Annotated in this window: 9 protein-coding genes and 4 pseudogenes; 4 read left to right on the forward strand and 9 right to left on the reverse strand. The window is 56.0% G+C overall.

Annotation, left to right across the window (positions count from 1 at the left end):
* Window positions 1-1,133: 1,133 nt before the first annotated feature.
* Entirely contained in the window at window positions 1,134-2,924 is a 1,791-nt protein-coding gene (locus ASD03_RS29490; RefSeq protein WP_057217817.1) for a DUF262 domain-containing protein, read from the reverse strand.
* Between the two features lie 573 nt (window positions 2,925-3,497).
* Between ASD03_RS29490 and ASD03_RS29495 the strand changes: the two genes are divergently transcribed.
* Window positions 3,498-3,731, forward strand: coding sequence for a general stress protein (locus ASD03_RS29495; RefSeq protein ID WP_057217819.1), 234 nt, complete (start codon window positions 3,498-3,500; stop codon window positions 3,729-3,731).
* Window positions 3,732-4,052: 321 nt separating this feature from the next.
* Here the strand turns inward: ASD03_RS29495 and ASD03_RS29500 are convergent, their stop codons facing one another.
* A complete protein-coding gene (locus ASD03_RS29500) occupies window positions 4,053-4,601 on the reverse strand; it encodes a hypothetical protein (protein ID WP_057217821.1) in 549 nt (182 codons plus the stop codon).
* Between the two features lie 154 nt (window positions 4,602-4,755).
* Between ASD03_RS29500 and ASD03_RS29505 the strand changes: the two genes are divergently transcribed.
* Window positions 4,756-5,889: a hypothetical protein gene (locus ASD03_RS29505; RefSeq protein ID WP_057217822.1), complete on the forward strand. Its 1,134-nt coding sequence runs from the start codon at window positions 4,756-4,758 to the stop codon at window positions 5,887-5,889.
* Between the two features lie 324 nt (window positions 5,890-6,213).
* Here ASD03_RS29505 and ASD03_RS29510 read toward each other — a convergent pair whose 3' ends face one another.
* Window positions 6,214-6,579 (reverse strand): recombinase family protein, encoded by a 366-nt coding sequence (locus ASD03_RS29510; RefSeq protein WP_057217824.1) that lies wholly within the window; start codon window positions 6,577-6,579, stop codon window positions 6,214-6,216.
* 98 nt (window positions 6,580-6,677) lie between these two features.
* Here ASD03_RS29510 and ASD03_RS40830 point away from each other — a divergent pair, with 98 nt between their 5' ends.
* Window positions 6,678-7,148, forward strand: a complete 471-nt coding sequence (locus ASD03_RS40830; RefSeq protein WP_057217826.1) for a hypothetical protein — start codon at window positions 6,678-6,680, stop codon at window positions 7,146-7,148.
* A 241-nt stretch (window positions 7,149-7,389) separates the two neighbouring features.
* On the opposite strand, the pseudogene istB (ASD03_RS29520) reads toward ASD03_RS40830, so the two are convergent.
* From istB (ASD03_RS29520) to ASD03_RS29545, 5 genes and pseudogenes are all read right to left on the reverse strand, one after another.
* Window positions 7,390-8,178: pseudogene (gene istB / locus ASD03_RS29520) on the reverse strand (IS21-like element helper ATPase IstB).
* Window positions 8,175-9,085, reverse strand: a pseudogene (istA, locus tag ASD03_RS40835) (IS21 family transposase); the annotation flags it as partial. The pseudogenes istA (ASD03_RS40835) and istB (ASD03_RS29520), both read right to left, overlap by 4 nt.
* Before the next feature lie 59 nt (window positions 9,086-9,144).
* Complete coding sequence (gene istB, locus ASD03_RS29535) at window positions 9,145-10,026, reverse strand: IS21-like element ISRel3 family helper ATPase IstB (protein WP_057217833.1); 882 nt, start codon at window positions 10,024-10,026, stop codon at window positions 9,145-9,147.
* Window positions 10,023-11,281: pseudogene (istA, locus tag ASD03_RS29540) on the reverse strand (IS21 family transposase). Before istA (ASD03_RS29540) ends, istB (ASD03_RS29535) begins: the two are co-directional and overlap by 4 nt.
* A 598-nt stretch (window positions 11,282-11,879) precedes the next feature.
* Window positions 11,880-12,133 (reverse strand): annotated as a pseudogene (locus ASD03_RS29545) (IS3 family transposase); the annotation flags it as partial.
* A 212-nt stretch (window positions 12,134-12,345) separates the two neighbouring features.
* Here ASD03_RS29545 and ASD03_RS29550 point away from each other — a divergent pair.
* On the forward strand, window positions 12,346-12,990 hold the full coding sequence (locus tag ASD03_RS29550; RefSeq protein ID WP_057217837.1) for a hypothetical protein: 645 nt from the start codon (window positions 12,346-12,348) through the stop codon (window positions 12,988-12,990).
* A gap of 89 nt (window positions 12,991-13,079) precedes the next feature.
* Here the strand turns inward: ASD03_RS29550 and ASD03_RS40840 are convergent.
* A partial coding sequence (locus tag ASD03_RS40840) for a winged helix-turn-helix transcriptional regulator (protein WP_244494715.1) occupies window positions 13,080-13,354 on the reverse strand: 275 nt, incomplete at its 5' end.

Raw genomic sequence — 13,354 nt, forward strand, 5'->3', positions numbered from 1 at the left:
CCATACCCTCGCCTAAGACACGTCGCAAACGACGTCGCTAAACACGTGTCTTAGGCCATCAAGGCGCTATCCGGCAGGCGGTGCCAATCGGGCGCTTACGAGCGGCGCGGGATTGGTGGTTCACATACAGCGCTCCTTGGAGGCGCTGATCGCCAGTCCCGGCCTAACAGTTAGGGGAAATTTGGGGGCCGACGGCATGCTGCGTAGTCCGTTGCGACTGCAGGCTGGTGCATTGCGGACCGGACGTGGGGCGATATGATATGACTTACCCGGGCGGCGTTTGGCAGTAGTTGTTCAGGTCGCCCATTATACTTCGCGTGCAGGACTCGCGGTACATTGTCACAAGAGATCCCAAAAAAGGTTCTGTTCTTCGTCCTAATTGATATGACCGCGCCGAGCTCAATTAGTCGATACAGATGTCTGAACAAGCTGGACTGAGGAATGCCCATCTTACGAGCTAACGCGCTCGCTGAGAGTTCGCGTTCGGTAAGCAACTCCAAGATCAGAAAACGTTTTGGATGGGCGAAAGCCGTAAGCAGATCAACGGCGGGATCGATGCATCGGTTGTCCCATTGATTTTCGTTCAACTCGGCGACTCCGCGGCCTGTGGTACTGTTCGGAGCTCGTATAGCAGAATGTAGTGGGCTCGAAAGTTACCAGATTTAGCCGGACCATGCCGCCCCGCAAAGCATTTCAGACCGATGCGTCACAGTCTGCCATCGTTCAACTCAGGCCGTACAGGCGATCATTTAAGCGAAACCTCAGGCTTTGACCTCCTTCATACCGGACATCGGAGACGGAAAAGACCGCCACATAGTCAGTCCGGGTAAAGCCCGACACCTCGCCCGCGAGATTTCGGTGAACAATGTCGTTCGTCAGGACCACCTTCTTTAGGTCCTCGATCGCCTGGACGTACTCGTGGAGTTTTTTGGGTGGGGCCACCGGTCACAATTTCGAACGGGTCGTGATAATTCAATTGTGTGAGCCAGTGTTTGTGGGTGGAGGGCAAAGATGTCTCTTTGCCCTCCACCGACGCGAACCAGGAACCGCGGAGGCCTTTGGCCGTTCTATTTGTCATCGGAGCAAGGCCGTTTCGTGCCGGAGTTGACTGCAGGAGGTTCGCAAACTTTCAATTATGGCGCGGGCCAGAGAACCACAGCGCGGTCGGCCAATATTGCGGAGCGGGCCTCGACTTCCTTAAAACCAAAGTCGTTCTCAGTAGCGAGCTCTTTCGTCAGCAGAATTGACGACTGGCTGTACCCACTCTTCTTGTATGTGAATGGGTTATTTGAGGCGACAATATTCAAGCTGCCCGCAAATAGTGTCAGGTTTCCGATACGGTTGACGTATTGCGGATGTCGGCTCAATGAGCGCTCGCCGAGATAGGCAGACCAGTCGCCGAATTCGTCTCTGCTCTTCTTCGACTTTATCTGCTTAGGAATGATGTGTTCGACGTGCACTGCATCCGTTCCAAGAACCCCAAGCTCAAGATGGTTACCGTGCTTAGACAATTCCAGTTGCTCCAGACAGTACCGCGCCCTTTCCAGAATGTTTGACGTAAACTGGGCAGAGATGAATTCATCACGAAATTTGTCGTCGGCCGGGCATGCTTCCCGGTAGGCGGTCATGGTGTCCGGCAACGGATCAAGGGGATCTACGGCGCAAAGGTTGGCGAACAGGCTTTCCGTCTCGTTTGCTCGCTCTCGGCATACGTGGCGACGAAGTATGAAGTTTTCGGTGAGTTTCAGGATACTGACGAATGTCTTTTCATCTGTGCCACCCGCACGGAGATGCATCAGGTACCCATAGGATTGCGCTGACTTAATCTGACGCAAGTGCCGAAGGTGCCTGTCAACTTTCGGGATCCCCGTCGCGGCGCGTACGATTTCCCCATAAGCCTTTGAGGCGCTGACAAGTTGTTGCAGGAAATCCTTGAAGCTCAACTGGGCGCCGCACTGGGTTGTGACTTCCGCGTTTTCATCCGCAGCGTCATCGTCTGTCAGATCTTCCTCATCCGTCTCTTCGTCGTCGGAGTAGTGGTGACGATCAGGGAGTCGTGAAGCCTCGGCCACTTCATTCATAAAGTAGGCTCGGAATTCGTACACCACACCTGACATGGTTAGGCGCGAATGCAATCTGGCGATCAGGAAATATCGGAAGAACGCATCTGAATCCACGCCATCAAGATACGCCGTCAGTTTGCTCCAACTCTTCTTCGCGTCATCGAGCTCCGTCCTCCCAAGGCGGGCTGCGTTTCCGAGCATGAAATTCTTTATCAGATCCGTGGCGCTGAGTTTTAGACCCCGATCGTTGATGGTTTCGAAGAGTTTGAATGCATCTTTAGCGTCGCTGACATCCAGACGCACAACGATCGTTTGATTTAAAAGCTTGTAGGTGAAGCGACTCAATTGTTCTTCTTCGAGATCGCTCAGCCATTCACGCGTCTGCAGAAATGCCCCCTGAAGTGCGCGGTTGCGGATCTGATGGTCTGGACTCAGTTGCGTGCTGCCTGCCAGTGTTCGGAAATCGTCAGCATCCAACGTTTCCAGTTTGATCTTTGACTGGCTTGGTCCCCCAAATGCACGTGCCGAAAGGAGACGCGTCAGATCGTGCACCATGTCTGTCTGGTTGAGCTGTAAAAATCGCTCTCGCAAGCACTCCAAGAGGATACACAACGTCGTTAGGCGCTGCTGTCCGTCTACAAGATCTAGTTCATTGAGAGCCGGGCTATGGGGCCCAATCAGGCAGACAATACTCCCGAGGAGGTGCGTGTCAGTGCCTTCAATCAAATGTATGTCGTCTAGCAGGTCCCAGACCTGTTGTTTTCGCCACGAGTACCGCCTCTGGTATGAGGGTATGATGAACTGCTCATTGGTTGATCCTAAAAGCTGGACCAGCGTTAGGGCGATAGGCTTTATCAACACGGCGACACTCGACTTTTGCGTTTTAAACGTAGAATTGCATGTATAGGCTGGCAAATGAAAACAATTCCTTTCTGCATGCGCCAAGGATGTACCCGCGAAAGGTCAGCCCGCTCGTTGCTACGATTTGGAACAGGCTCCCGCCGTTCCCAAGCGTGGGCCTTCTGGCAATCAAAGAAATGAGGGTTGAGGCCAGATGGCTCATCTGGAGCGGCACGGTTCAGGGAATAAACCTCGCGGTGAAACCGACCCAGGCGCCTGCTTTGCCCGGACCCTGGTCGCTCTGTAAACGATTGCGTCAGCGGGTGTTTGAAGCTCGCTCACTACGAGTCTTACCCTGCGGAACTACTCCGAACTGTCGCGTTCACAAACTGTGACGGCGCCCAAATCTAGAAAGCCTGTAACGCCTGTGCACTTGATGTTCGAAGTAGGTGCTCGACTTCAATTTCGATCTCAATGCAGACGGCGTTCAAGGCAAATGCACAAAAGGCCGGGCTCTGCTGCGTTTCTATCAGTGTTCGCAACGCTGGCAGCTTCGCGAAGTGCATATGTCACTACGCTTAACAGGAGATTAGCATGAGAACCGCCACCGGACTTTTCGATGACTATTCCGACGCCATGATCGCCGTCGGAGAATTGGAAGACGCTGGGTTCACCGGCGAGGAAATCAGTGTCGTTTCAAACCACGCTTCCTTGCGTCACACGGACATTGATAACGGTGCAGCCCAAGGTGCCGGAACTGGCGCTGCCGCTGGCGCTGTTGTTGGCGGTTTGCGACAGATGTGTCCGGAATCTTCGACCCTGATATAATCGCCGGCGGCGCTGGAACAGCCGCACCCCGGGTGAATACTTCGCACGGCTCCCTGCGCCACGAGTTCGATCATCTTGTGGCGGTACGGCCGACGTCGTTCGGATCACGCACCTGACGATACCTCTTGGCACTGAAATACCTCTTGGCACTGAAATGCTTGCGCTCGCCCTGACCAGCATGAGTTCCGGGTTGCAATAGTGGGTGAAATCCTCATCCGTCGCATCCACACTGAGATTGGGCCAGTCGGTACAGTCGGTCGGGCGAGCCGTGTTCGCACGAAATGTGTGGGCGCCGCACGATAGAGTACTATCTCAACATCATCACGAGGACGATGTCGGGTATGGCGGCCGAACAACTCCTTTTGAATGCTCAGATATTGCGGATTTCTTCTGGAGCGACAACAAGCTCAAGCACGTGGCCTTAGCTGTCATGGTCGATGACGTGGATGAATCCCACAGTCTGGCTGACGTAGAGCTGCGTTTGCCGGCACTCGTCGGGTAGGAGGTCGCCAAGCTTACGATGAGCTTCCGGACATCCCTCAGGCGGTCTTTCGCAATGGTCATTTCCTGACCACGCACGTTCGCCACTGGAATACCCCCGCGTTCATCGAGGAACCGGAGCGAGTCCTTGATCCGCTTCACCGCCGCCTTCAGGACCTTCTTGTCGAACCATCTGCGCTCTGTGTCAGGATCCTCGGTCACTCCCTCTCGCTCCTTCATCTGGATGATGAAGGCAGTTTCTCCGAACCAGACGACGTTGTCCGCCAGTTCCACTTCGCCAGAAGGCACGCGGAACTTCAACTGGGCGAAGGTGAATTCCTTCCAAAAGGTAATGCCGTTCCGTTGGGCGATAAATTGTTCGAGGTTCATGACGCAGCCTTTCCTTGAAGATTGTTCCAACAAGGAAGGGCGTTGGCAGCTGCCGTGATAAATCAGAGCAGGCGGGCCGCCTTAACCTCAACGCAACCCGCCGGGTGCCATACGCGGCCGAGGATTCGAAACAGGTGAAGCCGGGAAATGACGGATGAGCAAGACTCCCAAACAAGAACGACGTGAACCTTCCTTTCGGATGCTCTTGGGCGATGCAGTGGCGAAACAGAAGTTTCGCCCCTACGACACGGAGTTGAAGGAGCTTTTGAAACACCCGGGAGTCCTTGCGCGACTATGGAGCGACTGGCGTGACGCGCGGAAGGTCGACTTCGGACCTGGTTCGGAAGACCCGGGTTCAATTAACACGAGCGAGGGGTTGACTTGGCTGGGTGAGGAATTCCGCGACAAGCAGGTCACGTTCCGTACCGATCTCGTTGCTGATCTAGGTAACCAACGCATTGTGCACGTGGAGCAGCAGACAAAGCACCGCGAGCTTACGATGCTCCGCAGGATGGCGACCTATTCCTCCCTGATCAGCTCGTACTACCAGTTCAAGATGAATCTCTTCCAGATCTACTACTATACTGGAGATACGAAGGTCAGTTGGCAATGCAAGGTTTCGTCCGAGGCGGCAGTGAGAGTTGCCAACTGGGCGTTCCAGAACCGATTTTACTTTATCGACGCTGGAATGCATGACGCTTGGAAGATGCTTTCCACCGGGTTCCCCGAATATGCAATGCTTGGCCTCCTCGCACGCGAGATACCTGAGGAGCAGCACTTTATCAGTCAACTGGTGAAACTGATCGAGAGGCACTACGGACGCGGAACCTTGGACGGTGCCGATAAGCTTGTGACTTGCTTCATGGTGGCTTCTCTTCGGAAAAGGGAGAACGCTGTAATGGATAAGATCTCGATGGAAAGCAGAACCAGGATTTCGAGAGAAGAAAAGAAATTTGCTGCACGCTTCCAGCCTTTGATCGATATGGCTGTCGACTTTCGCGTAGAGACCGCCCTGGAGACCGCCCTGGAGACCGCCCTGGCGACCGCCCTGGAGGCTCGCAATGGAGTGGTCGAGAACATGATGACCCGAATCCTTGAGCTTCAGGATAGTAACCAGAAATTCTTTCCGGTCAGATTCCTCGTATGGTGCTCGATGCACCTTCAATCCGACCAGTTCGAAGCTCTCGAAGCTGAAATGCCAAAGCACCACAATGTCCGGTCTCTTGTCGAGGCCTGTGGACTTCCCTTGTCTTCGCTTGGCTCGGATGAAGCGGGGTACGGGTATTAAATGACCGCGCTGTTTCATTCGGCGGACCTCTTGATCTCGCATCGCAAGGCGGCCGCGAGGCGCTGATATAGCCGCGGCAATAATTCTTTGCGCTCTGGAGCCGTTGAGAGTTCCGCGACGGGCGCCGGATCTTCGTTCCATTTGGCGAACAGGCTACCATTCGCTCGGCCTCTTCCCACTTCTTGTCTGCTATTGTTGAGAGCCGGTACCAGGATTCGCCTTTGTCCGTGATGGCGCCGAAGCCTGCAATTGGTGGTGCCGTCAGGTTCCTCGCGGGTAACGCAACTAATCCGGGCCTATGTTTCGCTCTAAAGTGACAGAGTTTCAGCAGCGTTTGTCGGTCACGAGAAGACACCGTTTGATGGTGCGCGGATGAACATTGAACCGCTTGGCTAACTCGCCGGGTCGCTCTGCTCCGCAGACAATACGCGCTCTGATTTCATCTCGCTGTTCGGGACCTAGAGATGGGCGGCGGCCCAGTGGCCGGCCTTTGGCGCGGGCGGCGGCCAATCCGGCAGCAATTCGTTCCCGGATCAACGCTCTCTCAAATTGAGCTACCGCGCCGAGAACATAAAGGATCAGGAGACCTATATCGGACTTTGTATCGATAGCTTCGGTGACAGAGAGGAAGCCGACCCCCCTTTTCTGAAGGCTTGCGATTACCCATGCCGCAGCAACTTGAAGAGTCATCTAGGACAATCCCGCATCTTTTTCCAAACGTAACCTTCGCACCAGGCTGTTGACTATATTTCGAAGGAAAACAGGTTGTACAATTGCAAGGGAAAATCATGTCGGATGAGAACAGTTCGGAGCTGAAGTTGCCTCAAACAGGGGTACCTTTGCGGGCGCGCAAATCCAAAACGAGGACACTAAAAGACAAGAACGCAGCCAAGCCAGCTTCTAAAGTTGCCGATGGCGCGAAGCGTAAGTTTGCGAAGTACACGAACGAGGACCGCGCCGAAAAGCTTGGTGCGATCAGCAACATGATCTGTTCGGGTACCCATAATTTGAAAGATGCGCTCCGACAGGTCGGCGTTGGTAAACAAACTTACTACATCTGGCAGAAAGCAGTGAGTGAAGCGGTCACTAAGCCCGACGGGGATCTGCCCGCCAGCGTGCCGACAAGCGACAACTCGCCGCTCTCAGGTTTGCAGGATCTCCTGGAATTGGAGGAAGAGAACTTAAAGCTACGGAAAATCCTCGCAGAGAAGCTGCGCGCGGAGAATACGGAACTGCGTAAGCGGTTGGGTATGGGCTAACAAGCAATTCCATCCGGTCCATCCGTTAGAACGGAGACGTGCCGTGGACTTGAACTTTGCCGCAAGGGAATACCTTGGTCATTTTCTCTCGAACCAAACTTCGGCCGACTTCGCACTGCAGGTGGTTGGCCCATGGGAGCGGGGAAAACGACCTTCGCCGAGCATCCACCAGCCTGCGAATATCAAGCGTCATCGTGAACTGGTCCTTGGGCGACACGCAAATCTGGTCCGCCAAGGGGTGTTAGTTACTCTCCATACCGGCTGCGGTAGTGGACTTCTGTAGAAGCCCGCTACGGCGTTTTTCTCGTAGCCTGTAGCTGTCGCCGCCGATTGTGATGACGTGGCTGTGGTGCAGCAACCGATCAAGGATAGCAGTTGCCATGACGGGGTCGCCTAATACTGTTCCCCATTCTCCGACACTGCGGTTGGAGGTGACGAGCATTGCACCCCGCTCGTAGCGCCTCGATACGAGCTGGAAAAATAAATGGGCTGCATTGCGCTCGAGCGGAAGATAGCCAAGCTCGTCGATGATGAGCAGCTTGGGCTTGGCGAGAAACCCAAGTCGTTCGCCCAGGCGTCCTTTGCCATGTGCTCTCACGAGCGTTGCGACCAATGCCTGCGCGGTTGTGAACAACACCGTGTAATTTTGACGGATGACCTCTCTTCCAAGCGCAATCGCGAGATGGACTTCCCAACGCCAGGCGGACCGAGCAGCAGCAATGCATCACCATTTGCCACCCAACGGGCGGTGGCGAGTTCTCGGATCTTGCGGATCGATACTGGGCTGCGCTTCGAAATCAAATCCCTCGAGATCTCGTGCATGCGGGAAATGCGCGATCTTCATCGCCATGATGATGCGTCGCTCGACCTTCCTTGCAATCTCGCGTTCGCACAGGAATGCGAGCGTCTCGCGAATGGTGAGATCCGCGCGTGAGGCTTCGTCAAGAAGGTTGTCGAGCTGGTCGCGGATGGCGGTGAGCTTCAGCCGGCTCGGCCAACCGATCAGCGTGTCATGATCAACTGCCATCACCATTGTCCTCCGATCAGCCGCTCATATTCCGACAGTGGGCGAAGAAGTTCGGGCAGCTTGGGAGCGGGCGGATCCGCCTGCGCGGCTTGCTTGACAGGCATGCCGAAGCCGCTGACGCCGACAAAATGGGCAGGATCCGTCAGGCGACGATGACGCCCGTGTGACTCGGCGTGGCTCGCGACAAGCTGACCCGCATGGAACACGCGGACCTGGCCACCGCTGATCGTCACCTCGACAATCTCGCCAATGAGCCGCCAAGGGACTGAGTAGGCGTTGGTGTCGACCTCAACGGCGCAATCGGCGTGAACCTTGCGCAGCAGTTCTCGGATCTGTCGAAATGGCGGCCTGCCATTTAGTGGGCGTAGCGTCACAGCTTCGTCGCGAACAAAGCGCTCAAGTGGTGGTTCGCCTGTCGTGCCATGGCATCGAAGATCGGCAACCGTGCGCATCCACCACGCAAGGTGCAGGTGAAGGCCTTCCATGCTGTCAAAGCTGTGTCCGGCAAGTGCGTTGTGCTTCACATACCCGACGCCTCGCTCGTCGTTGCCTTTGGTTCGAGCCCGGTATGGTGCACGCGCGAGGACGGAAGTCCAAATAGCGGGAGAAGGCATGCAGCCGATCGTTGAACACGACCTCGCGGTCACGCGTCGTGCCGCGTCACCAATGCCGCATTATTGAGAAGGACCTCGCTTGTGACACCGCCAAAATGCCTGAACGCTACCTCCATCCTATCGAACCAGGCAGACTGACGGTCGTGGAGAAACGCAGTCGCGTATGTGCGACGCGAATAGCCAAGCGTTGCCACGAAGATGTAGACGCGGACTTTCTCGCCTCCGATCTCCATTCGCTTCTCGCCAAAATCAATCTGTATCTGATGGCCTGGCGGTGTCTCGAAGCGCATCGTCGCTAAAGCCGTGTCAATGCCGCGTGAATTTTCCCCAGAAGTGCCGAAGTAAAATTCCCCACTTATGCCGACGTGGACGCCATGGAGAACTGAGGATTTTTCGGCGGTCGTCCTCGTGGCTTTTGTGGCGGGGCGAATGCCGGCGGTGCAATGAGGGCTTTGGAGCGGACATGCTCCGGCATAAGTTCAGCATGCTGCCGCAACCGATAGCTGGATCCTTCGATCTGCACGACAACGGCGTGGTGAAGCAGTCTGTCGAGCAGCGCGGTTGCGACGACAGGATCGCCAAAGACCTCGCCCCATTCCGCAAAGCCGCGGTTTGATGTCAGGATCATTGCCCCTCGTTCGTATCGCGCATTGACGAGTTGGAAGAACAGATTGCCGCCGCCCGAGACGACCGGCAGATAGCCGATCTCATCGACGATCAGCAGGCTTGGCCTACAGAAGAAGCGAATGCGCTCCTGGAGCCGCCCTTCCCGTTCGGAACGGGCAAGTGAACCGATCAGGTCAGCGAGCGTCGTGAAGTACACGCTCCTTCCAGCTTTCACGGCTTCGACGCCCAGCGCTGTGGCAAGATGGCTCTTTCCCGTTCCCGGTGGGCCGAGGAAATGAACCGCTTCGTGACGGTCGACGAACCCGAGCTGCGCCAAGGTAAAGATGCGATCTCGGTCGAGCGAGGGTTGGAATGTAAAGTCGAAGCCGGCTAGCGTTTTGATCGTTGCAAGCCTGCCCATTCGCAGGGCGGTCTTGATGCGGCTGTTCTCGCGCAGCGTCAGTTCCTCGGACAGGAGGATGTCGATGGCCTCAAGTGCCGATAGTTCACCGTGCTCGAGGCGACGCACGACATGGTCGAGAGCTTCCAGCGCCCGTGGCATCTTCAGGCCGACGAGATCATGACGGATGCGATCGATCATGGACGGAATGGCATCGAGGGTCGCGCTCATGGGCGGTTCTCCTGTGCCAGGACTTTGCCCACAGCGTCGTAAAAGGCGAGAGATCGCTGAAGCACGGTGTCGCCGGCAGGCTTGACGACAATGGCGTCGTCCCTTGTTCTGGATCGATGTTGCGGCGGGACTGCTCGTCGATGGTCAGGATGAACCCGGCGTTGTTTACGACCTTCCAAGACGGGATGAGCCGCGATCAGGATGCCGTTCTCGAAGATGCGGACCTCGTCGGCGAGAGAATGGACTTCCACCATTCGGCTTCGTGTAGCATCCGGAACGCTGTAGGTGTTTCCGCCGACGCTGACCATGCCTTCCCGCGACACGCGGCGCTCCAGCTTCAAGACGGATTTGAACGGGGCCAGCGGTAATGGTCGCAGGTGCGGCCGCTCCTCGGCAAAGGCTTCATTGACGACACGCAGGGTCGTGGCGTGCTTCCTTGGATTGGCGACGGTATCCAGCCAGTGCCGAAGCTGAGCATTCAAATCATCGAGGTTACGGAAAGAGCGGGGAGGAAGAAGTCTTCGCGAATATAACGGAATGGCCGCTCGACCTTGCCTTTTGTCTTGGCGCGATAGGGTTTGCATGCCTTTGGGTGGAAACCGTAGTGGCGGGCCAGGTCTATGAGGGCACGGTTATAGACGATGCCCTCTGTCTGGCCTTCACCGATGACGGCCGTCTTCATCCGGTCGTAAAGCACCTCCCTGGGAGCGCCACCAAGGGCCTCGAAGGCCGCGATATGGCAACGCAGGACGGTCGGCAGGTTCTGATGCATGACGAAGCGCGCCCAGATGAGGCGGCTATGGCCCAGCACCATCGAGAACAGCCATACGATCCTCGGCGTCATCGGCTCGTCGGTGAAAACGACGTGGAACTGGGCGAAGTCGACTTGGGCCCGCTCGCCGGGCGGCGTCTCGAAACGAACTTCGAAGCCCTGACTTGCAGCAGGGCGCACATCGCGCAGAAAATCCGTCACAGCCGTGTAGCCGCCGGTATAGCCTCGCTCACGCAGTTCTCGAAGCAATCGACTGCCGGTCAAACCAGGATAGGATTTGACGCGCTCCCGCAGGTATGAAGCGAATGGGTCGATAACCGTTGCCCGAGGCTTTCTTGGACCATAAGCCGGAGCTTCGAGGCCCCGCTCAATGTATTTGCGCACCGTCTTGCGATCGATGCCTGTTTCTCTGGAAATAGCCGACACCGTCAGGCCCTGCTGATGCAGATCCAGGATCATGATCGTCTCCCTCAGCTTGATCACCAAAATCCCCCTTCCGACCATCGGAAGGAGTATCGGCGATGACGCGCCGCCGGTCTTCCGGGGCGCGCCCCGGAAGACCGGCGGCCGCAGCACCTGGGGAAGATTCAAACGGCACTAATGGGGAGTATTGCTGCGGTACTGACAAAGCCGATGCCGCCAATTGCTGCCGATACCCCGCGACCGCCCGCTCAACCGTGCGGAGACTGACCTCAATGCGGAGTTCTCGAACCAGATCCTGCCACACGACATCAGCATTGCCCCCATGGCGAAAGAACCGCTCACGGACCCACGCTTCATGCCTCGAGAGCTGCGTTTCCCGGCGGGCTCGCCGATACCCGCGCCAGCCACCCGTCGTGATATATCGCTGCACCGTCGTGCGCGAGCATCCCAGCTCCAACGCGATCCGCCGCGTGCCCCACCCCAGCTTCTTGAGCCGCAGCATCGCAGTCACCTCGTCCGGTTCGAGCATCGCTTCTCTCCGCGCCAATCTCGCGGAGATCTTCGTACCTGTCTCAACGTCCATCAGTCCCTCCTAAGGTCTGAAAGGGGGACCAGTTTTAGGTGTCGCTACCGGACCAGTTTTACATGTCGCCTGACAGCGAATGGCTGATAGAAGTTCGGCGTCTTCTGCTCTCAGATAGGGTCACGAGCCTTGGACTTTACCCTCGGACTTTCAGTGAGATTGGAACGCGAAACGCCCACCACATCCGCCACCGCTTTCACCAGGAACCGAGCTTCCGCAACAAGATTCGGCGCGATATCGGTTTTTTTGGCTTTGGAAAGGGCTTCGCGGGGAATCTCGTTCTCCAGCGTGTTGCGTCCGAGAATGTCTTCAAGCTCGCGCACTCGGTCCAGCTTCCCACGAACTATGGAAGGCATCGAACTCGCGTTTTTTATTCCAATTCGTCAACGACTTCGACCATCCACATCACCCGCGGAGACACCCTCAGAAGATAGCGTCAGCGTTGTTCGGAATCTTGTGGCACTTGCACTATAATGCCGCTACAGCCTGCACCTATGACAGTCCGTGGACTGCCAACTTCATCGGATGATTGTGGGGACAAATGAATAACATCGTCAATGAGCTTGTTATGCCGACTCACGTTCAATGCGCTTTGGATGGGCGCTGGGAGGAAGCACTCTTAATCAACAAGCAGAGTTTACTTCCCCCAAAAGAGGAATTTGATGCATGGCTCGGTGGGAAGACTAATTTCGCCTTGGAGGTTTTCTTCTGCATGCCACATCGCCGAGTTATGTTCGTCGGCGTTAGGTGGATGAATCGACTGCCAGAAGAGCTCTACGAAGCAGTAAGTTCAGTGGTCCAACTGATGGAACACCGCCAAGCGTCCGGAAAGGCTACTTATCCGACGCATTTTTTTGAGGAATCACTCAGTGTGCGCTTGTTGACCGACGCACCCAGTTACCTAGAGATCGGCGTAAACAACTTTTGGCAATCCGTTGGCTCTTGCGTAATTTGGAACGCTGGAGAACCTCCGGCAGACACGCAAGGTGCTATTTCAAGAGTATCGGCTCTGGCCCCTCAACTTCTCAAACCTCAGCCTTCCAACGTAATTTTAAATGTCGCTTATAAGAACCCAATTAGTCACTGGGCAGGTGTGGAAATTTCACAGGAGACTAACGGCGCATTCTCGTTTGATGAAGAATTACTAAACGACTATCTCGGCGCACTCAACGATGAGCCGTTCTGAACCCCTCCTATGAGACGGTTAGAGTTCCTGCCTCCGACGTTTGCTCTTTCTTCCCGGAGTTGCTGTCATCGCCTCATGCGTTCGCCGGGTCACTCCTCTATGAGGTTCGTCGTCGGGCGATCGGCGGCCCAAGTTAGAAGGGCATCCAGCGCCGGGCATAGAGCTTGACCCCAATCTGTTAGTGCATACTCGACCTTCGGCGGAACCTGATGGTGGACAATGCGCAGCACGATCCCATCCTGCTCCATCTGCCGAAGCTGCTGGATGGTAAGCGCGAATTTCTGCGCGCCTTCTGAAGCGCAGTGCTCTGAGGCATGAAGTGTCCACCAAAAGATAGGTGGACACCAAATCATGGATGAAGATG

Origin of the sequence: Ensifer sp. Root127, from assembly GCF_001425225.1 — a bacterium.
GTDB lineage: Bacteria > Pseudomonadota > Alphaproteobacteria > Rhizobiales > Rhizobiaceae > Ensifer > Ensifer canadensis.